At 75.1% G+C, this 23,516-nt stretch carries 23 protein-coding genes and 2 pseudogenes; 16 read left to right on the top strand and 9 right to left on the bottom strand.

Annotation, left to right across the window (positions count from 1 at the left end):
• Nucleotides 1–138: 138 nt before the first annotated feature.
• The gene (locus ABZ452_RS18980; RefSeq protein WP_357944300.1) at nt 139–960 is read left to right on the top strand and encodes an HAD family hydrolase; all 822 of its coding nucleotides are present in this window, start codon (nt 139–141) and stop codon (nt 958–960) included.
• Nucleotides 960–1,772 carry an HAD family hydrolase gene (locus tag ABZ452_RS18975; protein ID WP_357944297.1) on the top strand — a complete coding sequence of 271 codons (813 nt, stop codon included), beginning with the start codon at nt 960–962 and terminating at the stop codon, nt 1,770–1,772. The genes ABZ452_RS18980 and ABZ452_RS18975 overlap by 1 nt, the downstream gene beginning before the upstream one ends.
• Nucleotides 1,773–1,802: 30 nt before the next feature.
• On the opposite strand, the gene ABZ452_RS18970 is transcribed toward ABZ452_RS18975, so the two are convergent.
• Nucleotides 1,803–2,396 carry a bacterial proteasome activator family protein gene (locus ABZ452_RS18970; RefSeq protein ID WP_357944295.1) on the bottom strand — a complete coding sequence of 198 codons (594 nt, stop codon included), beginning with the start codon at nt 2,394–2,396 and terminating at the stop codon, nt 1,803–1,805.
• Between the two features lie 84 nt (nt 2,397–2,480).
• On the opposite strand from ABZ452_RS18970, the gene ABZ452_RS18965 reads away from it, so the two are divergent.
• Nucleotides 2,481–3,308 carry a prolyl oligopeptidase family serine peptidase gene (locus tag ABZ452_RS18965; RefSeq protein ID WP_357944293.1) on the top strand — a complete coding sequence of 276 codons (828 nt, stop codon included), beginning with the start codon at nt 2,481–2,483 and terminating at the stop codon, nt 3,306–3,308.
• A gap of 49 nt (nt 3,309–3,357) precedes the next feature.
• A complete protein-coding gene (locus tag ABZ452_RS18960) occupies nt 3,358–4,587 on the top strand; it encodes an ABC transporter substrate-binding protein (RefSeq protein WP_357944291.1) in 1,230 nt (409 codons plus the stop codon).
• 61 nt (nt 4,588–4,648) lie between these two features.
• Here the strand turns inward: ABZ452_RS18960 and ddaH are convergent, their stop codons facing one another.
• Entirely contained in the window at nt 4,649–5,482 is an 834-nt protein-coding gene (gene ddaH / locus ABZ452_RS18955) for a dimethylargininase (protein WP_357944288.1), read from the bottom strand.
• A gap of 59 nt (nt 5,483–5,541) precedes the next feature.
• On the opposite strand from ddaH, the gene ABZ452_RS18950 reads away from it, so the two are divergent.
• The gene (locus ABZ452_RS18950) at nt 5,542–6,000 is read left to right on the top strand and encodes an Lrp/AsnC family transcriptional regulator (RefSeq protein WP_091265141.1); all 459 of its coding nucleotides are present in this window, start codon (nt 5,542–5,544) and stop codon (nt 5,998–6,000) included.
• Between the two features lie 65 nt (nt 6,001–6,065).
• Nucleotides 6,066–7,022 carry a zinc-binding dehydrogenase gene (locus ABZ452_RS18945; RefSeq protein ID WP_357944284.1) on the top strand — a complete coding sequence of 319 codons (957 nt, stop codon included), beginning with the start codon at nt 6,066–6,068 and terminating at the stop codon, nt 7,020–7,022.
• Between the two features lie 69 nt (nt 7,023–7,091).
• Here ABZ452_RS18945 and ABZ452_RS18940 read toward each other — a convergent pair whose 3' ends face one another.
• The 3 genes from ABZ452_RS18940 to ABZ452_RS18930 form a co-directional block, all read right to left on the bottom strand.
• Nucleotides 7,092–8,192: a hypothetical protein gene (locus ABZ452_RS18940; protein ID WP_357944281.1), complete on the bottom strand. Its 1,101-nt coding sequence runs from the start codon at nt 8,190–8,192 to the stop codon at nt 7,092–7,094.
• An 87-nt stretch (nt 8,193–8,279) separates the two neighbouring features.
• A complete protein-coding gene (locus ABZ452_RS18935; RefSeq protein ID WP_357944279.1) occupies nt 8,280–8,537 on the bottom strand; it encodes a DUF6457 domain-containing protein in 258 nt (85 codons plus the stop codon).
• Nucleotides 8,534–9,133, bottom strand: a complete 600-nt coding sequence (locus ABZ452_RS18930; RefSeq protein WP_357944277.1) for a molybdenum cofactor guanylyltransferase — start codon at nt 9,131–9,133, stop codon at nt 8,534–8,536. The genes ABZ452_RS18935 and ABZ452_RS18930 overlap by 4 nt, the downstream gene beginning before the upstream one ends.
• 66 nt (nt 9,134–9,199) lie before the next feature.
• Between ABZ452_RS18930 and fdhD the strand changes: the two genes are divergently transcribed.
• A complete protein-coding gene (gene fdhD, locus ABZ452_RS18925; RefSeq protein ID WP_357944274.1) occupies nt 9,200–10,054 on the top strand; it encodes a formate dehydrogenase accessory sulfurtransferase FdhD in 855 nt (284 codons plus the stop codon).
• 5 nt (nt 10,055–10,059) lie between these two features.
• Here the strand turns inward: fdhD and ABZ452_RS18920 are convergent, their stop codons facing one another.
• On the bottom strand, nt 10,060–11,070 hold the full coding sequence (locus ABZ452_RS18920; RefSeq protein ID WP_357944272.1) for a DUF4192 domain-containing protein: 1,011 nt from the start codon (nt 11,068–11,070) through the stop codon (nt 10,060–10,062).
• A gap of 162 nt (nt 11,071–11,232) precedes the next feature.
• Here ABZ452_RS18920 and ABZ452_RS18915 point away from each other — a divergent pair, with 162 nt between their 5' ends.
• The 6 genes and pseudogenes from ABZ452_RS18915 to ABZ452_RS18890 all read left to right on the top strand — a co-directional run bounded on the left by ABZ452_RS18915 (nt 11,233) and on the right by ABZ452_RS18890 (nt 18,116).
• Complete coding sequence (locus tag ABZ452_RS18915; RefSeq protein ID WP_357944270.1) at nt 11,233–12,147, top strand: fructosamine kinase family protein; 915 nt, start codon at nt 11,233–11,235, stop codon at nt 12,145–12,147.
• The gene (gene moaA / locus ABZ452_RS18910) at nt 12,144–13,160 is read left to right on the top strand and encodes a GTP 3',8-cyclase MoaA (RefSeq protein WP_357944268.1); all 1,017 of its coding nucleotides are present in this window, start codon (nt 12,144–12,146) and stop codon (nt 13,158–13,160) included. Before ABZ452_RS18915 ends, moaA begins: the two co-directional genes overlap by 4 nt.
• 3 nt (nt 13,161–13,163) lie before the next feature.
• Nucleotides 13,164–13,409 (top strand): MoaD/ThiS family protein, encoded by a 246-nt coding sequence (locus ABZ452_RS18905; protein ID WP_357944265.1) that lies wholly within the window; start codon nt 13,164–13,166, stop codon nt 13,407–13,409.
• A gap of 20 nt (nt 13,410–13,429) precedes the next feature.
• Nucleotides 13,430–13,774, top strand: a pseudogene (locus ABZ452_RS18900) (metallophosphoesterase); the annotation flags it as partial.
• A 195-nt stretch (nt 13,775–13,969) separates the two neighbouring features.
• Nucleotides 13,970–14,830 (top strand): annotated as a pseudogene (locus ABZ452_RS18895) (metallophosphoesterase); the annotation flags it as partial.
• A 94-nt stretch (nt 14,831–14,924) separates the two neighbouring features.
• Nucleotides 14,925–18,116 carry a UvrD-helicase domain-containing protein gene (locus ABZ452_RS18890; RefSeq protein ID WP_357944263.1) on the top strand — a complete coding sequence of 1,064 codons (3,192 nt, stop codon included), beginning with the start codon at nt 14,925–14,927 and terminating at the stop codon, nt 18,114–18,116.
• Between the two features lie 66 nt (nt 18,117–18,182).
• Here ABZ452_RS18890 and ABZ452_RS18885 read toward each other — a convergent pair whose 3' ends face one another.
• Both ABZ452_RS18885 and ABZ452_RS18880 read right to left on the bottom strand, forming a co-directional pair.
• Nucleotides 18,183–18,890 carry an A24 family peptidase gene (locus ABZ452_RS18885; protein ID WP_357944261.1) on the bottom strand — a complete coding sequence of 236 codons (708 nt, stop codon included), beginning with the start codon at nt 18,888–18,890 and terminating at the stop codon, nt 18,183–18,185.
• 11 nt (nt 18,891–18,901) lie between these two features.
• Nucleotides 18,902–19,909 (bottom strand): EamA family transporter, encoded by a 1,008-nt coding sequence (locus tag ABZ452_RS18880; protein ID WP_357944259.1) that lies wholly within the window; start codon nt 19,907–19,909, stop codon nt 18,902–18,904.
• An 85-nt stretch (nt 19,910–19,994) separates the two neighbouring features.
• On the opposite strand from ABZ452_RS18880, the gene ABZ452_RS18875 reads away from it, so the two are divergent.
• Together ABZ452_RS18875 and ABZ452_RS18870 are read left to right on the top strand one after the other, a co-directional pair.
• Nucleotides 19,995–20,750 carry a flagellar basal body protein FliL gene (locus ABZ452_RS18875; protein ID WP_357944256.1) on the top strand — a complete coding sequence of 252 codons (756 nt, stop codon included), beginning with the start codon at nt 19,995–19,997 and terminating at the stop codon, nt 20,748–20,750.
• Nucleotides 20,751–20,885: 135 nt separating this feature from the next.
• Complete coding sequence (locus tag ABZ452_RS18870) at nt 20,886–22,121, top strand: ATP-binding protein (RefSeq protein WP_357944253.1); 1,236 nt, start codon at nt 20,886–20,888, stop codon at nt 22,119–22,121.
• Between the two features lie 7 nt (nt 22,122–22,128).
• On the opposite strand, the gene ABZ452_RS18865 is transcribed toward ABZ452_RS18870, so the two are convergent.
• Nucleotides 22,129–22,674 (bottom strand): N-acetyltransferase, encoded by a 546-nt coding sequence (locus tag ABZ452_RS18865; RefSeq protein WP_357944251.1) that lies wholly within the window; start codon nt 22,672–22,674, stop codon nt 22,129–22,131.
• 135 nt (nt 22,675–22,809) lie between these two features.
• Here ABZ452_RS18865 and ABZ452_RS18860 point away from each other — a divergent pair, with 135 nt between their 5' ends.
• Nucleotides 22,810–23,355 carry a DoxX family protein gene (locus tag ABZ452_RS18860; RefSeq protein ID WP_357944249.1) on the top strand — a complete coding sequence of 182 codons (546 nt, stop codon included), beginning with the start codon at nt 22,810–22,812 and terminating at the stop codon, nt 23,353–23,355.
• Nucleotides 23,356–23,516: the final 161 nt, after the last annotated feature.

Genomic DNA, 23,516 nt, shown 5'->3' with positions numbered 1-23,516 from the left:
CCGCGGGTTGGTGTCCGATTCGCCGAAAAGCCATGGTTGCGACCCGTTCCGCGAGATACGGTTGCTGCCCGCCGTCCGGTGGCCGCGGCACCGAGGACCTGGACGGCCGACGCGACGGCGGCGGGCGAAGGAGGAACCATGATCCGCCCGGGACTGCCCAAGCTGATCGCCACCGACCTCGACGGCACGCTCGTCCGCAGTGACGAGACCGTCTCCGCCTACACCCACGACGTGCTCGACCGGGTGCGGGCCGCGGGGATCCCGGTGGTCGGCGCCACCGGCCGGGGGCCGCGCCTGACCGAGCTGACCCGCAACGACATCCGCGCCGCGGACTTCCTGGTGATGGCGGGCGGGGGCCGGGTGGTCGACCAGAGCGACCCGGCGGGGCCGCTGGTGCTGCGCGACGAGCGCCTGTCGGGCAGCGTGCTGGCCCGGATCCTGGCCGACCTGGAGGCCGCCGTCGGCCCGCTCACCGTGATGGTGGAGGCGTCGGACGAGCCCGACGCGCCGCTCTGGGGCGACTACCACCCGAGCTGGCCCTACCCGGACCGGTTCGAGGCGCGCAGCCGCGCGGAGTGCCTCTCCTGCGACGTGCTCAAGGCGTTCACAAGGACCGCCGACCACCACGTGGACGAGCTGCTGGCGGTCGGCCGCCGGATCGTCCCGGCCGAGCTGGCCACGCTCACCCAGGCCGGGCTCGGCTTCGTCGAGATCTGCCCGCCCGGTGTGGACAAGTCCACCGGGCTCAGCGTGGTCGCCGAGCGGCTCGGCGTCGACCCGGCCGAGGTGCTGGTCTTCGGCGACCAGCCGAACGACCTGCCGATGTTCGAGTGGGCCGGCTGGGGCCGCGTGGCGGTGGCCAACGCGCACCCGGAGGTGCGGGCCGCGGCCGACGAGATCACCCTGCGCAACGACGACGACGGCGTCGCGGTCTACCTGGACCGACTACTCTCCCGGTGATGGGAGAGGCACCTCGGCTCGTCGCGACGGACATCGACGGCACGCTGCTCCGGGACGACCGGACGCTCAGCCCGCGCACCGCGGCGGTGCTGGCCCGGATCTCCGCGGCGGGCACGCCGGTCGTGCTGGTCACCGGCCGTCCCATCCGCTGGCTCCAGCTCGTGTACGACCAGCTCGCCGAGCCGCTGCCGGCGATCTGCGCGAACGGCGCGGTGGTGTACGACCCGGTCACCGACGAGGTGCTCCGCGCCGATCCACTCGCCCCGGAGCTGCTGGCCGAGGTGGCCCGGCGGCTCCGGGCCGAGGTGCCCGAGGTGAGCTTCGCGGTGGAGATCGTGGACAGCCGGCAGATGCGGCACGAGGCGCACTACCCGCTGCGCTGGGACGCCGACGCCGACGCGATCCGGGCCATCGAGTCGCCGGAGGAGCTGCTCGCCGTCCCGGCGGTGAAGTTGCTGGCCCGGGCCGGGGAGCAGGACCCGGACGTGTTCGTGCGGGTGGTGGCCGGCGCCCTGCAGGGGCTGGCCGAGGCGACCCACTCGTCGTACAGCGGGCTGGTGGAGATCTCCGCCGCCGGGGTGACCAAGGCGGCGGGCCTCGCCTGGTACGCGGCGCGACTCGGCGTCGACGAGCGGGACGTGCTGGCCTTCGGCGACATGCCGAACGATGTGCCGATGCTGACCTGGGCCGGCCGGGCGGTGGCGGTCGCCAACGCCCACCCGGCCGTCCTGGCGATCGCCGACGAGGTCGCCGGGGCGAACACCTCCGACGGCGTGGCCGCGTATCTCGAACAGGTCTTCGGGGTGGCCTGAGCGGCCGGGGCGCGAGCGCGCCCCGGCCGGTCAGAGGTACTGGCCGGGCGCGTGGCCCTCGTTGCCCTGCGGCATGCCCGGCATGCCCGGCACCATCCCGCCGCCCGGGCCGCTGGGCAGCGCCTGCCGTCCGGAGCGCATCTGCTCCAGCTGGACGCGGGCGGCCATCTGCTGGGCGACCAGCGCGGCCTGGATGCCGTGGAACAGCCCCTCCAGCCAGCCGACCAGCTGGGCGTGGGCGATCCGCAGCTCGCCCTCGCTGGGCGCCTGGTCCTCGGTGAAGGGCAGCGAGATCCGCTCCAGCTCCTCGCGCAGCTCGGGGGCGAGGCCCTCCTTCAGCTCGACGATCGAGCGCTCGTGGATCTCCCGCATCCGGTGCCGGCTGGCGTCGTCCAGGGGCGCCGCCTTGACCTCCTCCAGCAGCTGCTTGATCATGCTGCCGATCCGCATCACCTTGGCGGGCTGCTCGACCAGGCGGGCCGGATCCTCACCCTGGCCCTCCTCGGTCTGCACCGTGCCGACCGGCCGGCCGTCCGGCCCGACCACCACCACGGTGCCGGGGATGCCATCGTTGCCCTGTTCGTCGTCCTGTCCGGCGAAGCGCGCTTCGGTCATGGGACCCATCTTTACCCACCTCCACCACGCGCACGCGCCCGGTCCGGCTGCCGGGCCGGAACCACCCGGCCGGGACGCGCTACCGTCGCCGTCATGCCCGCAGACCCGCGCGCCGTGCTGACCCGGCCGGCCCCGCCGCCGGACGCCACCGTCGCCTACGGCGACCACCCGGACCAGTGCGCCGACCTGCGCCGGCCGGCCGGCGACGGGCCGCCCCGCCGGCTCGTGGTCGTGGTGCACGGCGGATTCTGGCGGGCCGAGTACGACCGCACCCACACCGGCCCGATGGCGGCGGCGCTGGCCGCGCTCGGCCACCCGGTCGCCCAGATCGAGTACCGGCGCACCGGCCAGCCGGGCGGGGGCTGGCCGCACACCCTCACCGACGTGCTGGCGGGGATCGCGGCGCTGCCCGGGCTGGCCGCGGCCGCGCTGCCCGGCCTGGTGGCCCCCGCCCCACCGATCGTCGTCGGCCACTCGGCCGGCGGGCACCTGGCGCTGTACGTCGCCGCGCACGCGCCGACCACGGTCGGCGGCGTGCTGGCGCTGGCGCCGGTCGCGGACCTCGCCGAGGCGTACCGGCTGGACCTGGACGCCGGCGCGGTGGCCGCGCTGCTCGGCGGCGGCCCGGCCGACTTCCCGGACCGGTACGCGGCCACAGATCCATCGTCGTTGGTGCCCGTGCAAGCACGCACGGTAGTCATGCACGGGGTTCTCGACCGGCAGGTTCCGATCGCCATCAGCCGGTCCTGGGTGGCGGCCGCCCGGGCCGCCGGCAGTCCCGCCACGCTGATTGAGCTGCCCGAATGTGAGCATTTCGGGCTGATCGCACCCGACTCGGCGGCCTGGCCGCAGGTCGTGGCCGCGTTGCGGTCGCTTCACGATGATCTTCCGGGCATTGACGCAGCGTCGCGGAGCAGGTAGAACGCCGAGGGGGCGTTGCACCCTGGCCGCTCCATCGGGAAGGAAATTGGTGTCGCAGATGAACCGCAGGCGGGCGCTACAACTGCTGGCCGCACTGGGTACCACCGGGCTGGCGGCGGGCTGTGGCTCCGGGACCGACACCGCCGACGAGGCCAAGCCGGGCAGCCCGATCAAGATCGGCCTGATCGTCCCGGGCAGCGGCCCGAACAAGGTCATCGGGGACGAGATCACCAACGGGTTCCAGATGTTCCTCACCCTCAACGACGGGCAGCTCGGCGGCCACCCGGTGACGGTGGTGCCGGCCGAGGAGGGCGACACCGCCAAGACCGGCCAGGCCGCCGTCGACCGGCTGGTCAAGGAGGGCGTGCTGGCGCTCACCGGCGTGGTCAGCTCCGCCGTGATGCTCGGCATCCGGGACGCCGTGGAGCAGGCACGGATGCCGCTGATCGGCTCCAACGCCTCCCCCATCAGCCTGCAGAGCGTCGTCTACATCTGGCGCACCTCCTACGTGCTGAACGAGCCCGGTGAGGCGCTCGGGGAGTACCTGCGGCAGACGCTGGACGCGTCCAGCCGGATCGCCATCTTCGGCACCCAGGGCCAGAGCAGCCGGGACGTCATCGACGGCCTCCGGCGCGGCTACGAGCAGGGCGGCCGGCGGCTCGCCGATGACCCGATCTTCACCCCCGACTACCCCAACCCCGGCAAGGGGGTCTACACGGGCTCGATCCGCAAGGCCCTGGACCGGCGGCCCGGACCCGACGCGGTCTTCTGCCACTACACCGGGGCGCAGGCCGTGCAGTTCGTCAAGCAGCTCTACGCCGAGGGCTACCGGGGCCCCATCTACGCGCCCGGCTTCCTCACCGAGGGCACCGTGCTCGGCCAGCTCGACGACGGCGAGAAGGGCGAGGAGCGAGGGCTGATCGAGGAGAACGGCATCGAGACCGCGCTGAACTACTCGGCCGACCTGAACAACACCGCCAACCGGGTCTTCGCCTCGGCGTACCGCAAGACGTACAACGCCTCCCCCACCACCTACGCGATGGCCTCGTACGACGCCGCACTGGTGTTGGACAAGGCGATCCGGCTGGTCGGTGACAACCCGACCCCGCAGCAGGTCAACCTGGCGCTCGGCAAGATCGGCCAGATCGACAGCCCGCGCGGCGCCTGGCAGTTCAACCAGTCGCGCACCCCGCAGCAGAAGTGGTACCTGCGCCGGGTCCAGCTCGACGGCCGGATGCTCGCCAACGTCGTGATCAACGAGCTGGCCACGCTCGGCTGATCCACCCCGCGTACGCGAAACGGGCGGCCTCCCCTCGGGGAGACCGCCCGTTTCCGTGCGTTCAGTGGCGCAGTTCGGCGATGCAGCACTTCACGCTGCCGCCGCCCTTCTTCAGCTCGGCCAGCTCGACCGGGACCGGGTGGTAGCCGGCCGCCTTGAGCTTGCCGGCCAGCCGGGTCGCCTCGCTGTTCAGCACCACGTTGAGGCCGTCGCTGACCAGGTTGAGGCCGAAGGTCAGGGCGTCCTCGTCGTCCGCGACCACCGCGTCGGGGAAGAGCTGGGTGAGCACCTTCTGGCTGGCCGCCGAGAAGGCGCCCGGGTAGTAGACGATGTTCTCGTCGTCGATCGAGGCGAGCGCCACGTCCAGGTGGTAGAAGCGCGGGTCGACCAGGCGCAGCGAGACCACCGGCCGGTGGAGCGCCTCCTGCGCCTCGGCGTGCGCGGCCAGCTCGGTGCGGAAGCCGTGACCGGCGAGGATCAGCCCGCCGTGCGCCTCCGGCAGGTAGGCGAAGTCGCCCTCGCCCTCGTTGGTCTCGCTCGGCGCGATGAACCGCCAGCCGTTCTCCTCGTAGAACGCCCGGTGCACGGCGGCCTCGGCGGCCCGCTGCTCGTGCTTGAACTGGGCGCCGTAGACCGTGCCGTCCACCACGAACGCGCCGTTGGCGGCGTAGACCATGTCCGGCAGCCCGCGGCCGGGGGCGAGCAGGTGCACCTCGTGGCCGAGGCCGACCAGGGTCTCCCGCAGGCGGTCCCACTGCTTGACCGCCAGCTCCGCGTCGACCGGGGCGGTCACGTCCATCCACGGGTTGATCGCGTACTCGACCGCGAAGTGCTCGGGCGAGCACATGAGATATGTCCGCTTTCGCGGGACTCGCTGCTGGTTCACGGTCACCAAGAGTAGGTACGGTACAACTTTGGTAACAGCCACAACCATTGCTTCCCAGAGGCGGAACGTTGCAGATAGACGCGGTCGACCAGCGAATCATTGCGTTGCTCGTGGCGGATGCCCGCGCCTCGTACGCGGACATCGGCACGCGGGTGTCACTCTCCGCCCCCGCCGTCAAGCGCCGGGTCGACCGGCTCCGATCGGCGGGGGTCATCCGGGGCTTCACCGCGGTCGTCGACCCGGCCGCCGTCGGGTGGACCACCGAGGCGTTCGTCGAGCTGTTCTGCGCCGGCCGGACCACCCCGGCCCAGATCGGCGCCGCCGCCCGCCGGCATCCGGAGGTGGTCGGCGCGTACACGGTCTCCGGCGAGGCGGACGCGCTCGTGCACCTGCGGGCGGCCGACATCGCGCACCTGGAGGAGGCGCTGGAGCGGCTGCGGGCCGAATCCTTCGTCACCTCGTCCCGCAGCACCATCGTCCTCTCCCGGCTGGTCGAGTCCCCCGGCGTCGGCCCCTCCTCGGCTTGACCTGAACCGCACTTCAGGTCGTCAACTGGACCCGGACGTTCCGAGGGCGGCAGCGGGGAGGCGACATGCGGGCGGTGTGGCTACGGGAATTCGGCGGGCCGGAGATGCTGGTGCCCGGACCGGCACCGGATCCGGTGCCCGGCCCGGGACAGGTGCTCATCGACGTGGCGCACGCGAACATCACCTTCGTCGAGACGATGTTCCGGGCCACCGGGTTCGGCCCGTTCACCGCGGCCCTGCCGGTGATCCCGGGCAACGGCGTCGGCGGGACGGTCACCGGGGTCGGCCCCGGGGTGGACCCGGCGCTGCTCGGCCGGCGGGTGGTCAGCACCACCGGCGGCACCGGCGCGTACGCCGAACGCGTGGCGGTGGACGAGGGCGCGCCGATCCCCGTACCGGACGGGTTGCCGCTGGACGCGGCCGTGGCACTGCTCGCCGACGGCCGGACCGCGCTCATGCTGGCCCGGGCGGCCGGGCTGCGGCCCGGCGAGCGGGTGCTGGTGGAGGCGGCGGCCGGCGGGGTGGGCGGGCTGCTCACCCAGCTCGCCACCGCGGCCGGCACCCGGGTCGTCGCCGCGGCCGGCGGCCCCCGCAAGGTCACCCTGCTCCGCGAGCGCGGCCTCGATCCGGTGGTCGACTACCGGGAGCCGGACTGGACCGACCGGGTCCGGGCGGCCGTCGGCGGGGTGGACGTGGTCTTCGACGGGGTGGGTGGGTCGCTCGCCCGGGCGGCCTTCGACCTGCTCGACCGGGGCGGGCGGATGGTCAGCTTCGGGCTAGCCGGCGGCGCCTGGGCGGACGTGCCCGAGGCGGAGGCCGCCGCCCGGGGAGTGGCCCTGGTCCGCCCCGGCGGCACACCCGGCGAGCTGCGCGCCCTCACCGAGCAGGCGCTCGCCGAGGGGGCCGCCGGCCGGCTCCGGCCGCTGATCGGGCAGCGTTTCCCGCTGGAACGGGCCGCCGACGCGCACGCCGCCATCCAGTCCCGGGCCACGGTCGGCAAGACCCTCCTCGACGTCCGCTGACGCCGCCGGGCCTGGCCCCGGCTCGCCGGCCGATTCGCGGCCGTCCCCGGCGTTCCTCCGCCGCGGGCGTCAGAGGTACATGCCGGTGCGGTGCTCCTGGGAGCGGGCCGGCTTGTCCCCCTCGCCGAAGAAGCGCTTGCCGCCGAACTCCCCGTGCAGCCGGTCGTCCAGCTCGTCGGCGAGCCCGGTCATCACCTGCACGGCGAGCATCAGGTGGGTGGCCTGGAAGTTGCGGCCGAACACCGGGATCGAGGCCCACACCGTGTCGTCGGCGCAGTAGAGCCGGCCGATCGGCATCCGGTTGGTCAGCTCGGAGAGCTTCACGTAGAGGCGCTCGGTCGGCTCGACCTCGGTGAGCACCGGGGAGAAGACGTCGACCAGGGGCGGGTTGTCGCGGACCCGGACGAAGACCATCGCCGAGCCGGCGCGGATGTTGATGTCGCCGTCCGAGTCGACCTGCACCTGGTCGGCCTTGGACTTCAGCATCGTGGAGACGACCGTGCGCACCCGCTCCTCCAGGGCCAGCACGTCGTTCTCGCCCGCCTGGGCCGTGGCGGCCGCCGCGAGCGCCTCGTCCAGGTCGGCCTCCACGTCGCGGTCCGGGCCGAACTCGCTGCGCGCGGTGCCGAGCGGCTCCTCCGGCAGCGGCTCCCCCTCGGCGTCGTGCACCAGGTAGACCAGGAAGGCGGGGTGCGGGGCGCCGTAGACGTCGCGCAGGGTCCGGGACAGCACGGCCGACAGCCGGGTGGCCTCGTCGGCGACGCAGTCCAGGCCGAACTGCTCACCGGAGCCCGCCACCACACCGGGCGGGGACCAGCCGAGCGCGATCATGTCGGCCACCGCGGCCCGGTCCAGCCGGTAGCCCTGCGGCAGCGTCGCGTTGCCGACCGCCCGCGCCGAGAGGCGGCCCTCCTCGCCGGCGTCCACGCTCACCGAGTAGACGGCGTCCCCGGTGCCGGAGGCGGTCGGGTCGAGGGTGACCTCCAGGTGCGCGCCCGCGGGCAGCCCGCGCAGCCGATCGGCCAGCGCGCGGGCGAACTCCCGCCAGGCCTCGGTCACCTTCGCCCGCAGGTCGGCCGTGGTCGGCTCGTCAAGCAGGATCGACTCGTGCTGCTCCGGCGTCGCGCCGGCGGGCTCACCAGCCGGCGCCGAGGGGTGGTCTGCCGTCATGATCGCCTCCGTCCGTCCTCGCCACCCTACCCACGCACGAAGGGGGGCCAATCACCCCGACCGGCATCGGACAGCGGACCGGAGGCGCTAGTCGGCGGGGGCGGTCCCGTCCAGCTCCACGGGCCAGGTGCCGGCCAGCGCGCTCAGCCGGGCGGCCGCCGCCGCCGGGTCCGCGCCGCGCCCCACGGCCACCCCCAGGAGGTACGCCGTGACCGGCGCCCCCGGCCGCAGCACCTGGTGGGCCACGTCCTTGGCCAGGTCGAGCACGGTGGGCACCGGCACCTCGGCCGGGTCCAGCCCCAGCTCGGCGCAGGCCGCCGTGACCCAGTCGTCCATCACCGTCATCTCGTCCACTCCTCGGCCCGGCGTACGTCCTCGTCAGTGTCGCAGTCGAACCAGGGCGGTGGCCCGGACCCGGACCAGGACACCTCCCGCACCGGTGTGCCGGCCAGCAGCGCGCGCACCGGGGCCCCGTCGACCGTGCCGCCGCGCTCGGCGGCGAGCCGGTCCAGGGCGGCCCGGAGCGCGCTCACCCGCCACACCGCGCAGAGTTGCTGCCGGCGGCCCGCGTCGTCGACGTAGCAGGCCACGCCGGCGGCCGAGCCGTCGAGGGCGGCCCGCAGCTCGGCCACCGCCGCGGGGCTGAGCAGCGGCAGGTCGGCCGCGAGCAGGGCGACGGTGGCGGTGCCGGGGTCGAGCAGCGCCAGCCCCGCCGCGGTCCCGGCCACCGGGCCCCCGCCGGGCGGCTCCTCGCGGGTCACCCGGACCCCCTCGGGCACCGGGCCGGCCGGGCCCACCACGATCCGCTCGCCCGCGTCGGCCACCGCCGCCAGCACCCGGTGCAGCATGGGCCGGCCGCCGACCGGCCGGGCCGGCTTGTCCACCCCGCCCATCCGGCGGGCCGCGCCGCCCGAGAGCACCACCGCCGCGTACGCCGTCACCGGCCCACGGTAACCGCAGCGGCATCGCCGTGCGGGTGGCCCGGGGCGCGGGGCAGGATGGGCGGCATGGGACGGGCGACTGACCGGCGGGGTGTGCTCCGGATCGACCTCGACGCGGCGGCCGACGGGCGGGCGCGGATCCGCCGGCAGGACACCATGGCGGTGGAGGAGCCCCTGGAGATCCGGGTGGGCCCGGCGGGACCGGGCCGGCGCAAACCGCTCGCCGTGACCATGCGTACCCCCGGCGACGATCTGGACCTGGCGATCGGCTTCCTGCTCACCGAGGGACTGATCCGGTCGGCCGACGACGTGCGCACCGCGCAGCTCTGCGCCGGGGCGGAGACCCCGAACACCTACAACGTGGTCGACGTGGTGCTGGCTCCCGGCGTGCCGGAGCCCGTCACCGATCCGGCCCGCAACTTCTACACCACCAGCTCGTGCGGGGTCTGCGGCAAGGCGAGCATCGACTCCGTCCGGACCCGCTCGCAGTTCGCCGTGCGCGAGGATCCGCTGGCGGTGACCGCCGCGCTGCTCGCCGGGCTGCCCGACCGGCTGCGCGCGGCCCAGCGTGCCTTCGACCGCACCGGGGGCCTGCACGCGGCCGGGCTGTTCACCGCCGACGGCGAGCTGGTGGTGCTGCGCGAGGACGTCGGCCGGCACAACGCGGTGGACAAGGTGGTCGGCTGGGCCGTCCGGGAACGCCGGCTGCCGCTGGCCGGGCACCTGCTGCTGGTCTCCGGCCGGGCGAGCTTCGAGCTGACCCAGAAGGCGTGGATGGCCGGGGTTCCGTTGCTCGCCGCGGTCTCCGCGCCCAGCACGCTCGCCGCCGACCTGGCCGAGGAGGCCGGGATGACGCTGGTCGGCTTCCTGCGCGGCGCGACCATGAACGTCTACACCGGGGCGCAGCGCGTGGCCGGCTGACCCGGTCACCGCCGGGGACGCCGCTTGCGGCGGCGCAGCACCGTGCCGGCGGTCGTCGGCCAGTCGTCCAGCTCGGCCGGGGACAGCCCGCGGCGGAGCGCGTCGTCGAGGAGCACGGCGAGCGAATAGCCCGGGTGGGCGGCGAGCACCCGTTCCAGGGCGACCGCGGCCAGTGCGCCGTGCCCGCCTCGCCAGGCGGCGAAGGCCAGCAGGCTGCCCGGCGCGGCGATCAGCTCGGGCTCGGCCCGGCGCAGCACGTCGGTCCAGAGGCTGATGTCGGCGTCCCGGCCGTCGGTGCGGGACCAGGCGTGGTCGCGGACCGGGAGATGGGTGAGGAGCACGGTCAACCAGGCCACCTCGTCGTCGCCGAGCCGCTCGCCGCGCCGGTGCCGCCGGAACGCGGTGCGCACCGCCGCCATCCCCGCCGAGCGGACCGGGGGATCACCGGCGAGCCCGGCCAGGCGACGGCGGGCCCGATCGGTGGCCCGGCGCATGGCCACCCGGACCGGCCCGCCGATCGGGGCCACCTGCGCGGCCAGCGCGGCGCGGTCGGGCAGGGCCACCTGGCCGGCGAAGACGGCCGCCGCGCTGACCTGGCTGGCCGCCGGGTCGTAGGGGGTGCCGTCGGGCGGGCAGCAGGCCGGCTCGGCGCAGAGGTAGGACCACCAGCGCCCGTCGGTCACCCGGAGCGCGTCGAGGACGACCAGCCCGGCCCGGTCCAGGGCCTCGCCGACCGCGTCGACCGCGCCGGTGACGCGGGCGGCCGGACCGTAGCCGATCACGGTGGCGGCGTCGGTGCCCTGCCGGGCCACCACCTCGGCCACGTGCCGGGCGGCCGGGCGCGGGTCGCTGCCCGGCTCGGGCAGGTCACCCCGGGCGGCGAAGACGACCCGCCGGCCGCGCATCGCCACCACCACGACACTGTCGGCGGGATGGAAGCCGAGCAGGTACGGCACGGCGGCCACGAGGTCGGCCGGCGAGCGGACGGCGAGGCGGGGACGCTCGATGGAGTTCATGCCGGGAGCGTGCGGCGCACGGGTGCCACCCCGACAGGCCCTGTGGACGACACGCGGGTTGTCCACAGATACGGAGAGTATCGGCCCAGGTCGGGGAGGCGCGGCACGGCGCGGAGCCGCACACGGCCCGCACCGCCCCCACGGACCGGCTACGTTGCGCTCATGGACCTGGCGTACCTGCGGGCACACCCGGAGCACCTGCCGACCTTCCTGACCCACCAGCGGATCCGGGAGACGCCGGTCTCCGGCGGGGACATCTGCGCCGCGTCCCGGCTCACCCTGGACGACGGGCACTCGGTCTTCGCCAAGACCTGGCCGGAGCACGCGGAGCGGGCCGCACCCGAGGGCTTCTTCACGGCCGAGGCGGCCGGGTTGCGCTGGCTGCGCGACGCCGGCACGGTCGCCGTACCCGAGGTGGTGGTGGCGCTGCCCGAGCTGCTGGCGCTCGACTGGGTCGAGTCCGGCGAGCCGACGCCGGAGGCGGCCGAGCTGTTCGGTCGCGAGCTGGCCGGGCTGCACCGCGCCGGGGCCCCCGCCTTCGGCGCCGAGTGGCCGGGGTTCATCGGGGCGCTGCCGCAGGACAACACGCCCGACCCGGGCCCCTGGCCGGAGTGGTTCGCCCGGCGGCGGTTGCAGCCCTACCTGCGGATGTCGGTCGACAACGGGGCGCTCACGAGCGGGGAGGCCGGCCGGGTCGAGGAGCTGATCGACCGGATCGCCGAGTTCGGCGGCGACGAGCCACCGGCCCGGATCCACGGCGACCTCTGGCCCGGCAACCTGCTGTGGGGCCTCGACGACCGGGTCTGGCTGGTGGACCCCGCCGCGCACGGCGGCCACCGGGAGACCGACCTGGCGCAGCTCGCCCTCTTCGGCGGCCCGCCGCACCTCGCCCGGATCACGGCCGCCTACCGGGAGGCGTGGCCGCTGGCCGACGGCTGGCGGGAGCGGGCGCCGCTGCACCAGCTCCACCTGCTGCTGGTGCACACCGCGCTGTTCGGGTCCGCGTACCGGGCCGCAGTGGACTCCGTCGCCCGCGCCGCGCTGCGCGGCACCGGACGCGCTACGGTCGACGGGTGACCGCCGCCCCGACGACGACCGACGGGGTCCTCGTCGACCGCTACGGCCGGGTCGCCCGGGACCTCCGGGTCTCGCTGACCGACAAGTGCAACCTGCGCTGCACCTACTGCATGCCCGCCGAGGGGCTGCCCTGGCTGGCCGGGCCGCAGCTGCTCGACGACGACGAGATCGTCCGGCTGATCCGGGTGGCGGTGCACCGGCTCGGCGTCACCGAGGTCCGTTTCACCGGCGGCGAGCCGCTGATCCGGCCCGGCCTGGCCCGCATCGTGTCGGCGGTGGCCGCGCTGGAGCCCCGCCCGCGCATCTCGCTGACCACCAACGGCATCGGCCTGGACCGCCTCGCCCCGACCCTGCGCGCCGCCGGGCTGGACCGGGTCAACGTCTCGCTGGACACCCTCGACCCGGCGCGGTTCGCCGGGCTGACCCGGCGGGACCGGCACGCCGACGTGCTGGCCGGGCTGGCCGGCGCGGCGGCGGCCGGGCTCACCCCCGTGAAGATCAACGCCGTGCTGATGCGCGGGGTCAACGACGACGAGGCGCCCGCGCTGCTCCGGTTCGCCCTGGCCCACGGCTACGAGCTGCGGTTCATCGAGCAGATGCCGCTGGACGCCCAGCACGGCTGGGACCGGTCGACCATGGTCGTCGCCGACGAGATCCTCGCCGCCCTGCGCGCCGAGTTCACGTTGACCGCCGACCCCGGCGAGCGGGGCGCGGCCCCGGCCGAGACCTGGCTGGTGGACGGCGGCCCCTCCCGGGTCGGCGTGATCGCGAGCGTGACCCGGCCGTTCTGCGGCGACTGCGACCGGACCCGGCTCACCGCCGACGGTCAGGTCCGCAACTGTCTCTTCGCCACCGAGGAGTCCGACCTGCGCGCCGCGCTGCGCGCCGGGGCGGACGACGAGGAGCTGGCCCGGCGCTGGCGTGCCGCGATGTGGGGCAAGCGGGCCGGGCACGGCATCGACGACCCCACCTTCCTGCAACCCGCCCGCCCCATGTCGGCGATCGGAGGCTGACCGGTGCAGCTCACCGTCCGCTATTTCGCCGGCGCGCGGGCCGCGGCCGGCCGCGCCGAGGAGACCGTGGCCGCGGGCCGGTCGCTCGACGCGCTCCTCGACGAGCTGACCGAGCGGCACGGCGAACGGCTGGCCATGGTGTTGAAAGCGGCGAGTTTCCTGGTCGACGGGGTGGCCTGCCATGATCGTCAGGCACCGCTGCCGGCCGGGGCGACGGTCGACGTGCTGCCGCCCTTCGCGGGCGGCTGAGGGAGGCTCCCGTGTTGGCGATGGCGACGTTCGTGGGCTTCGCTGTGCTCGTCACCGCCCTGATCCACCTCTACCTGTGGAAGCGGCTGGTGCGGGACGCAACCCGCCCGGGCCGCCTGCGGAAGGCCGGTGGGGTGGTCACGCTCCTGCTGGCGCTGCTGGTGCCCGCGACGATGGTCGGCACCCGCAACGGCTCGTACTGGCTGGCCTGGCCGGGCTACCTGTGGCTGGCCCTGATGTTCTACCTGCTGGTGCTGCTGCTGGTGCTGGAAGTGCCGATGGCGGTGGCGAAGCTGGTGCTGCGCCGCCGGGAGCGGGCCGCGACCGGAGCGGTCGGCGAGCCGGCGCTCGTGCCGGCGGGCGGCGGCGGCCGGGCGGACACCTCCGCGACCGGCCACGTCGCGGAACCGGCGGCCACCGGCCCCACCGCCACGTCGCCCGTCGCCCTCGCGGAGCCGCCCGCCGCGCCGGTGGCGGCGGAGTCCGCCGGGTCGGCCGAGCTGCCGGCCGGCGAGGACAGCGGGCCGCGCGCGGCCGGACCGCGGGACGGCCGCGACCCCGCCGGGGACCGGCCGGACCGCGACCCGTCCCGCCGGTTGCTGCTCGCCCGGGGGGCCGCCATCTTCGCCGGGCTCACGGCCGCGGGCATCACCGGGTACGGCGTACGCACCGCGATGGGAGCGCCCCGGCTGGACCGGGTGCAGATCCCGCTCGCGAGGCTGCCCCGCGCCATGGACGGGCTGCGCATCGCCACAGTCTCGGACATCCACCTGGGGCCGCTGCGCGGCCGGTCGCACACCGAGCGGATCGTCGCGATGATCAACCGGCTCGACGCCGATCTGGTGGCGGTCGTCGGTGACCTGGTCGACGGCTCGGTGGCCGAGCTGGGCCCGGCCGCGGAACCGCTCCGCGACCTACGCTCCCGCTACGGCAGCTTCTTCGTCACCGGCAACCACGAGTACTACTCCGGTGTGGAGGAGTGGGTGCGCGAGGTGGACCGGCTCGGCCTGCGGGTGCTCCAGAACGAGCGCCAGGAGATCCGGGCCCGGGGCGGCGTGCTCGACCTGGCCGGGGTCAACGACGTCACGGCCACCGGCACCGGGCTGGCCGCCCCCGCCGACTACGCCGCGGCCCTCGGCGACCGCGACCCGAGCCGCCCCGTGGTGCTGCTGGCCCACCAGCCGGTGGCCGCGCACGAGGCGGCGAAGTTCGGCGTGGACCTCCAGCTCTCCGGGCACACCCACGGCGGCCAGATGGTGCCGTTCAACCTGCTCGTGAAGCTCCAGCAGCCGGTGGTCTCCGGTCTCGGCGAGGTGGACGGCACCAAGGTCTACGTCACCAACGGCGCCGGCTTCTGGGGCCCGCCGGTCCGGGTCGGCGCGCCGCCGCAGGTGACCCTGGTCGAGCTGCGCGCCCCATAGCGCGTCCGGGCCGCCCGGTCCAGCACCGCATTGCTCAGGTCACGCGTACGCGTGGCGGCGGGCGGCCGGGGGACCGGGCGTGACAGGATGCGGCGTGCCTCCGTTCAGCGCCGTACCCTCCGGTGGCCTCCCGTCGTTCGTCGCGGATCTGCACATCCACTCGAAGTACTCGCGCGCGTGCAGCCGTGACCTGACCCTGCCGAACCTCGGCTGGTGGGCCCGACGCAAGGGCATCGGCGTGCTCGGCACCGGCGACTTCACCCACCCCGCCTGGTACGACCACCTCCGCGAGACCCTGCACCCGGCCGAGCCCGGCCTCTACCGGCTGAGCCCGGAGGCGGAGCGGGACATCGCCCGGCGGCTGCCGCCCCGGCTGGCCAGCGCGGCGGAGGCGGACCCGGTCCGGTTCATGCTCAGCGTGGAGATCTCCACGATCTACAAGCGGGACGACCGGACCCGGAAGGTGCACCACCTCATCTACCTGCCGGACCTGGACGCGGTGGCGCGGTTCAACGCCGCGCTGGGGCGGATCGGCAACCTGGGCTCGGACGGCCGGCCGATCCTCGGGCTGGACTCCCGCGACCTGCTGGAGATCACCCTGGAGGCCAGCCCGGACGGCTACCTGGTGCCGGCGCACATCTGGACGCCCTGGTTCTCCGCGCTCGGCTCGAAGTCCGGCTTCGACGCCATCGCCGACTGCTACGCCGACCTGGCCGAGCACATCTTCGCCGTGGAGACCGGCCTGTCCTCCGACCCGGAGATGAACTGGCGGGTCGGCAGCCTGGACCGCTACCAGCTGGTGTCGAACTCGGACGCGCACTCGCCGCCGGCACTGGCCCGGGAGGCCACCGTCCTCGACTCGGCCCGCGACTACTTCGCCATCCGCGAGGCGCTGCGCACCGGCGACGGGCTGGCCGGCACCATCGAGTTCTTCCCCGAGGAGGGCAAGTACCACGCCGACGGGCACCGGCTCTGCGGAGTGAACTGGTCCCCGGAGCGCACCCGGGAGGCCGGCGGGCGCTGCCCGGAGTGCGGGAAGCCGCTGACCGTGGGCGTACTGAGCCGGGTGGCGGAGCTGGCCGACCGGCCCGAGGGGCACCGGCCGGCGCACGCCCGGGAGGTGACCCACCTGGTGCCGCTGGCCGAGATCCTCGGCGAGCTGAACCGGGTGGGCGCCCGCTCCAAGAAGGTCGAGGGGAAGCTCCACGAGCTGATCGCCGCGCTCGGCCCGGAGCTGGACATCCTCACCCGTACCCCGCTGGACGAGATCGGCCGGGTCGGCGGTGAGCTGCTCGCCGAGGGCATCGGCCGGCTGCGCCGCGGCGAGGTGCGCCGGGTCCCCGGCTACGACGGCGAGTACGGCGTGATCACCCTGTTCGATCCGGCCGAGCTGGGTGGCTCGGGCGGGTCGACCGGCCAGGACACGCTCTTCGACGTACCCGTGCCCGCGCAGCGGAGGCCCGCGGAGCCGGCGGCGAAGCCGAAGGCCCGGCGCCCTGCGGCGGTCAAGGCGGAGCCCAAGCGCAAGCCGGCGCCGCCGCCACCGCCACCGATCGCGCCGGCGCCCTCCCCGCACGAGCCGTTCGAGCCGATGCTCGCCGGGATGGAGGAGGTCGGCACCGGCCTGCTGGACCGCCTCGACGCCATGCAGCGGGTGGCCGCCTCGGCGCCGGGTGGCCCGCTGCTCATCGTGGCCGGCCCGGGCACCGGCAAGACCCGGACGCTGACCCACCGGATCGCGTACCTCTGCGCGGAGCTGAACGTCTTCCCGGAGCAGTGCCTGGCGATCACCTTCACCCGGCGGGCCGCCGAGGAGCTGCGGCACCGGCTGGACGGGCTGCTCGGCCCGGTGGCCGAGGACGTCACGGTCGGCACCTTCCACTCGCTGGGGCTGACCATCCTGCGGGAGAACGCGCCGGCCGCGGGGCTGCCGGCGGACTTCCGGATCGCCGACGACCCCGACCGGGCCGCCGCCCGCGCGGAGGCCGGCGAGGACGACGAGCGGTACGCCGCGCTGCTGCGCAAGCGGGACCTGGTCGACCTGGACGAGCTGCTCACCCTGCCGGTGGCGCTGCTGAAGGGCGACAAGAAGCTGGTCCGGGAATACCGCGAGCGCTGGAAGTGGATCTTCGTCGACGAGTACCAGGACGTCGACGCCGTCCAGTACGACCTGCTCCGGCTGCTCAGCCCCGCCGACGGCAACCTCTGCGCGATCGGCGACCCCGACCAGGCGATCTACTCGTTCCGGGGCGCGGACGTCGGCTACTTCCTGCGCTTCTCCCAGGACTTCACCGATGCCCGGCTGGTCCGGCTGAACCGCAACTACCGCTCGTCGGCGCCGATCCTGGCCGCCGCCGTGCAGGCCATCGCGCCGTCGTCGCTGGTCCGCGGCCGCCGCCTCGACCCGGCGCGGCTCGACCCGGAGGCCCCGCTGGTCGGTCGCTACGCCGCGACCTCCGTCGCGGACGAGGCCGACTTCCTGGTACGCACCATCGACGACCTGGTCGGCGGCCTCTCCCACCGCTCGCTCGACTCGGGCCGGATCGACGGGCGGGCCACCTCGCTGTCCTTCTCGGACATCGCGGTGCTCTACCGCACCGACTCGCAGGCCGCCCCGATCGTGGACGCGCTGGCCCGGGCGAACATCCCGGTGCAGAAGCGCTCGCACGACCGGCTGCGCGACCGGCCGGGCGTGACGGCCATCGCCCGCGAGCTGCGGCACGCCGGGCTGGACGGTTCCCTGGCCGCCCGGGTACGCCTGGCCGGCCAGCTCCTCGCGGAGCGCTTCGCCGTGCCGACCCTCGACGGCTCCGGCGCGGTACGCCCCGAGGACGTCCGCACGGCGGTCGACCTGCTCACCCCGCTGGCCCGGCGCTGCGGCGACGACCTGGAGCTGTTCCTGGCCCAACTCGCCACCGGGGCGGAGGTGGACGCCCTCGACCCGCGTGCCGAGGCGGTCACCCTGCTCACCCTGCACGCGGCCAAGGGGCTGGAGTTCCCCGTGGTCTTCCTGGTCGGCGCCGAGGACGGGCTGCTGCCGCTGCGCTGGCCCGGGCAGGAGCCGGACGACGACGCGGTGGCCGAGGAGCGGCGGCTCTTCTTCGTCGGGCTGACCCGGGCGCAGGACCGGCTCTACGTGAGCCACGCGGCCCGGCGTACGCGGCACGGGTCGGAGCGCGAGTGCCGCCCCTCCCCGTTCCTCGACGTGATCGACCCGGGCCTGTTCGAGCGCTTCGGCGACACCGAACCCCGCCGCCCCAGGGACCGCCAGCTCCGCCTGATCTGACCGCGGGCGGACCGGTCAGGCGAGCAGGACCGCCAGCTCCGCCTGATCTGACCGCGGGCGGAACGGTCAGGCGAGCAGGACCGCCAGCCAGGCGCCGGCGAGGAGCGCCGGGCCGAACGGGAGCGGGGTGTCCCGGCGGACCCGGCGGGCGGCGAGCAGGGCGAGGACGACCACCCCGTTCACCACGTGCGGGAGGAGCAGCCCGAGGCCCACGGTCGGCCAGCCGAGCCAGCCGAGCGGCAGGCCGAGCGCGGCGGCGAGTTTGACGTCGCCGAAGCCGAGCCGGGCGCCGGGTAGCAACGCGAGCAGCACGTACGCGGCGAAGGAGACGGCCGCGCCGGCGAGGGCGGTGAGCAGGCGTCCCGGGGTGCCGTCGACCAGCGCGGCCGGGACCAGGCCGAGCCCGCCACCGAGCGCCGCCGCGCCGACCAGCGGGTTCGGCAACCGGAGACAGGCCAGGTCGGCCGCCGCGAGGGCCAACCCGACCGCCGCGACCAGCAGGAGAGCCGGCAGGGCCGGGTCCGCGCCGCGCGCGGCGGCGAGCCCGCCGAACACCACGGCGCCGGCCGACACCGCTGCGCCCCGGCCGACCTTCGACAGCGCGGCCCGGCGCCCGTGGGCCGACCGCGCCGGGTCGCCGGGAGGTCCCACGTGATCCGCAGGCCCGTCGGACCGGGCGGCCGAACCCCCGACGAAGCGGTGGGCCAGCGGGACGGCGGCCCGGCCGGCCAGCGCGCCGAGGAGCGCGGCACCCGCCACCAGCCCGGTCGACACGGGCCGGGACGTTACCGGCGGGCCGGCTCCGGGGCCGCCCCGTCGACCGGTCGTGCCGCGGACCGGCGCGGACGCTCGGTGCTCACCACCACGGCGACGCCGGCCACGATCACCGCGCCGCCGAGCAGCACCTGCGGGGTCACCGGCTCGGCGACGAGCAGCGCGCCGAGCGCCACCGCGACCGCCGGATTCACGTACGCGTAGGTGGACACGAGGGAGATCGGGGCGTGGGCCAGCAGCCACACGTACGCGGTGAAGGCGACCAGCGAGCCGGCCACCATGAGGTAGGCCAGCGCCGCCCAGGAGCGGCCGGTCACCTCGGCGGGGGAGAAGCCGTGCAGCTCGCCCCGGACGGTGGCGATCACGGCGAGCGCCGCCGCGCCGGCGACCATCTCGTAGACGGTGGCCACGAACGGGTTGTCGGGCATCCGGATCCGCCCGGACAGGTAGGAGCCGACGGACCAGCTGACGGCCCCCGCCACGACGGTCAGCGCGCCGACCAGCGGCACGCTCCCCGGCCCGCCGCCCGGCAGGACGAGCAGCACGAGACCGACGAAGCCGAGGGCGACGCCGGCGAAGGTCCACGGCCGGGGCCGGTCGCCGCCGAGGGTCCGCAGCAGCACCACGAGGAGCGGGACGGTGGCCACCAGCAGCGCGGCGATGCCGGAGGGCAACGCGGTCCCCTCCGGGCCGGACTCGGCGAGCACCACGAGGCCGTTGCCGCCGGCCAGCAGCAGCACCCCGACCAGCGCGGCCGAGCCGAGCTGCCGGCGGTCGACGCGGAGCGCCCCCGGTCCGCCGCGCAGCCGCAGCACCAGGGCGAGGACCGCCGCGGCGGCGGCGAACCGCATCGCGGCGGAGGTGAGCGGCGGCAGGGACTCGACCGCGACCCGGATGCCCAGGTAGGTCGAGCCCCAGAACACGTAGACCAGGACCAGAGCGGTCCAGATCAGCGCGGGGCGGGCCGGGGCGGCGGCGTGGTCGACGGCGGGCGTCGCACTCGTGGGGCGTGAGCTCATCGGTGGACCACGCTACGGTGACCACGGCGTCGGCGTCCCCTGTTGGTGGCCGGCCTCTCAGCACTGGCTACGCAGGAGGGCGTTCATGTCGAACTTCGGACCACCGGGCGGCGGCTCCCCCGAGCCGTGGGGTGGGCGGCGCCCCGACGACGGCTACGCTCCCCCGGCCGATCCGCGCTACGACCCCGGCTACGGCGGCCAGCCGGGGGGCTGGGACGAGGCGCCGACCCGGCACTACGAGCCGCCCGCCCAGCGCTACGACCAGTCGACCCCGCGCTACGAGCCGGGTCCCGCCTGGAACGCCGGCCCGCCGGCCGCCCCGCCCTACCAGGGCTACCCGGCCGACCCGGGCTACGGCGGCCAGCCGCCGTACGCCGAGCCGACGCCGCCGAAGCGCGGCAAGGGGCCACTGCTGGTGGTCCTGGTCGTGCTGGCGGTGCTGCTGCTGGGCGGCGCGGGGGCCTACTGGATGCTCGGGCGGGACGACGCCACCCCGAGCGGGACGGCGTCCGCCTCCGCGCCGGCCGCCGGCCCGACCGGGGCCGCGGGCGAGCCGGCCGACGCGCCCACCACCCCGCCGGCCCCGGCCTCCTCGACGGACCCGCGCTTCGTGAAGGCGGGCCAGTGCGTCGCCAACGAGGGCGGTTCCGCCGAGCCGAAGCTGGTGATCACCGAGTGCGCCGCGAAGACCTACCAGGTGCTGCGCCGCATCGACGGGTCGACCAGCGGCAAGAAGGACGCCGAGTCGAAGTGCGCCAAGGTCGAGGGCTACACCGACTGGTACTTCTTCGACAGCCGGCTCGACACACTCGACTTCGTGCTCTGCCTCAAGCGGCGGTAGGACCACCGTAGACAAAACTAGGGCTGTCTAGCATCCACGCTAGACAGCCCTAGTTTTGTCTCGACGCCCGACACGCGGTAGTCGCATCTACGCATGTCTAGCCCCGCCGCTAGACGGCCCGATACTGTGCGATTCGTGGATCCGGTCCGCAACCCGTACGCCCCTGGCGCCGGTCAGCGCCCGCCCGAACTCGCCGGGCGGGGGCGGGAGCTGGACGTCTTCGACGTGGTGCTGGAGCGGATCGCCCGCGGCCGGCCCGAACGCAGCCTGATGCTCACCGGGCTGCGCGGCGTCGGCAAGACCGTCCTGCTCAACACGCTGCGCTCGCAGGCCATCAACCACCTCTGGGGCACCGGCAAGATCGAGGCCCGACCGGACCAGTCGCTGCGCCGGCCGGTCGCCGCCGCCCTGCACATGGCGGTCCGCGAGCTGGCCCCCCGGCACCGTGCCCCCGACCGGATCGACGCCTTCCTCGGGGTGCTCAAGGCGTTCGCCCAGCGCGCCGCCCCGGCCGGGCGCGGCGGAGCCGCCCCGAAGCTGCGCGACCGCTGGCAGCCCGGCATCGACGTGCCGGCCAGCAGCGGCCGGGCCGACTCCGGCGACATCGAGATCGACCTGGTCGAGCTGCTCACCGACGCCGCCGCGGTGGCCACCGACGTGGGCACCGGCATCGCCATCTTCATCGACGAGATGCAGGACCTCGGCGCGGAGGACGTCTCCGCGCTCTGCGCCGCCTGCCACGAGCTGTCGCAGCTCGGCGCGCCGCTGATCGTGGTGGGCGCCGGGCTGCCGCACCTGCCGGCCGTGCTGAGCGCCGCGAAGTCGTACTCCGAGCGGCTCTTCCGCTACCAGCGGATCGACCGGCTGGACCGGATCGCCGCCGACCAGGCGCTCTGCGCCCCGGCCGAGCGGGAGGAGGTCGAGTACGAGCAGAAGGCCCTCGACCTGCTCTACGAGAAGTCCGGCGGTTACCCGTACTTCGTCCAGGCGTACGGGAAGGCCACCTGGGACCACGCGCCCCGCTCGCCGGTCACCGCCGCGGACGTCCGGGTCGCCGCGCCCGAGGCGGAGGCGGAGCTGGCGGTGGGCTTCTTCGGCTCACGGTTCGAGCGGGCCACCCCGGCCGAGCGCGAGTACATGCGGGCCATGGCGACGCTCGCGCTGGTGGACGGGGAGGACAGCGGCCGCGACGACATGGACGCCGCCGTGCCCACCGCGGAGATCGCGCGGGCGCTCGGTCGCAAGCCGGCCAGCCTCTCGCCGGCCCGGGACGCGCTGATCAAGAAGGGCCTGATCTACTCGGGCGAGCGGGGCACGGTCGCCTTCACCGTCCCGCACTTCGGCCGCTACCTGCGCACCCAGCCGGCCTGACCACGGATCAGACCTTCGACCAGGGCGGCGGGAAGACCACCTCCCCGGTCGGGGGCGGCGGCTCGTCGCTGGTGGACGGCGGCAGCACCAGCGCCTGCCACGGCTCACCCAGCCCCGACCACGGGCTCGTCAACCCCAGCCGGTCCGCCCGGCCGAACCCGAACCGGCGGTAGTACGCCGGGTCGCCCAGCACCACCACCAGCCGCTCGCCCAGCTCGGTCGCCGCGTCGAGAGCGGCCTGCACGGCCGCCGCGCCGTGCCCGATCCGCTGCCGGTGCGGGGCGACCGCCACCGGGCCGAGGGCCAGGGCCGGCCAGGCGCCACCGTCGGTGCGCACCTGCACCCGGGTGAGCAGCGCGTAGCCCACCACCTCGCCGCCGTACTCGGCGACCATGGCCAGCTCCGGGATCCAGGCGTCGCTGCGCCGCAGATCCTCGACCAGCCCCACCTCGGGCGGGGTGGTCACGTCGGGGCGGGCGAACGCGGCGGCCAGCACCCGGGCGACCGGCTCCTCGTCCGCCGGGTCCTCGGGTCGGAGTCGCAGGGTCGTCACCCGCGCGACCTTACCGTCCGGAACCGGTCCATCAGCGACGGTCGCTGAAATCGGTACGCTCTGGACGTCCACGTCGGCCGATCCCTTTCGGGTGTTGCAGGGGTGGCGGGGCCCGCGACGGGGTATGACTGAGCCATGAAGCCCGTGCGCTCCCTCGCCCGCGTCATGTTGAGCGGCATCTTCGTGGTCAGCGGCGCCCGCAACCTGCGGAATCCGGGACGGCTGATCCCGGCCGCGCAGCCGATCACCGACAAGGTCACGCCGCTGCTCCAGAACATCAACCCCCGCATCCCCACCGACACGGCGACCCTGGTGCGGGCCAACTCGGCCACCCAGCTGGCCGCCGGGCTCATGCTGGCGACCGGCAGGTTCACCCGGCCGGCCGCGCTCGTCCTCGCCGCCACGCTGGTGCCGACCACCGCGGCCGGCCATCCCTTCTGGAACAACGACGACCCGGCGGCGCGGAACAACAACCAGGTCCACTTCCTGAAGAACCTCGGGCTCTTCGGCGGTCTCCTCCTCGCCGCCGCCGACACCGAGGGCAAGCCCGGGCTGCGCTGGCGCACCGGCCACCGGATCAACCACTCGCGCCGCTCCGTGAAGCGCGCGGTCCGGACCGCCCGCCGGGAGGCGAAGATCGCCGTACGCTCGGCGGCCACCGCCCGCCGAATCCCGGGCTGACCTGCATCAATACGGCCACCACCCCCCGCAAGGCCACCAATCACCTGAACCGTCCGAGACCCGTTAACGCGGTGGAAATGTCAAAAACACGTGTGGGATCGGACACGGTCGCATAACGCGGGAGGCAGCAACGTGAGGCGCCGTTCTAGGCTCCGTGCTGG

This window comes from Micromonospora sp. NPDC005707 (assembly GCF_040631005.1).
Taxonomy (GTDB): domain Bacteria; phylum Actinomycetota; class Actinomycetes; order Mycobacteriales; family Micromonosporaceae; genus Micromonospora.
This window is presented reverse-complemented; position numbering and strand designations above follow the sequence as displayed.

Coding starts and splice junctions, on each gene's coding strand:
- ABZ452_RS18980 (WP_357944300.1), top strand. CDS start 139: ATGATCCGCCCGGGACTGCCCAAGCTGATCGCCACCGACCTCGACGGC.
- ABZ452_RS18975 (WP_357944297.1), top strand. CDS start 960: ATGGGAGAGGCACCTCGGCTCGTCGCGACGGACATCGACGGCACGCTG.
- ABZ452_RS18970 (WP_357944295.1), bottom strand. CDS start 2,396: ATGGGTCCCATGACCGAAGCGCGCTTCGCCGGACAGGACGACGAACAG.
- ABZ452_RS18965 (WP_357944293.1), top strand. CDS start 2,481: ATGCCCGCAGACCCGCGCGCCGTGCTGACCCGGCCGGCCCCGCCGCCG.
- ABZ452_RS18945 (WP_357944284.1), top strand. CDS start 6,066: ATGCGGGCGGTGTGGCTACGGGAATTCGGCGGGCCGGAGATGCTGGTG.
- ABZ452_RS18940 (WP_357944281.1), bottom strand. CDS start 8,192: ATGACGGCAGACCACCCCTCGGCGCCGGCTGGTGAGCCCGCCGGCGCG.
- ABZ452_RS18935 (WP_357944279.1), bottom strand. CDS start 8,537: ATGACGGTGATGGACGACTGGGTCACGGCGGCCTGCGCCGAGCTGGGG.
- fdhD (WP_357944274.1), top strand. CDS start 9,200: ATGGGACGGGCGACTGACCGGCGGGGTGTGCTCCGGATCGACCTCGAC.
- ABZ452_RS18920 (WP_357944272.1), bottom strand. CDS start 11,070: ATGAACTCCATCGAGCGTCCCCGCCTCGCCGTCCGCTCGCCGGCCGAC.
- ABZ452_RS18915 (WP_357944270.1), top strand. CDS start 11,233: ATGGACCTGGCGTACCTGCGGGCACACCCGGAGCACCTGCCGACCTTC.
- ABZ452_RS18880 (WP_357944259.1), bottom strand. CDS start 19,909: ATGAGCTCACGCCCCACGAGTGCGACGCCCGCCGTCGACCACGCCGCC.
- ABZ452_RS18875 (WP_357944256.1), top strand. CDS start 19,995: ATGTCGAACTTCGGACCACCGGGCGGCGGCTCCCCCGAGCCGTGGGGT.
- ABZ452_RS18860 (WP_357944249.1), top strand. CDS start 22,810: ATGAAGCCCGTGCGCTCCCTCGCCCGCGTCATGTTGAGCGGCATCTTC.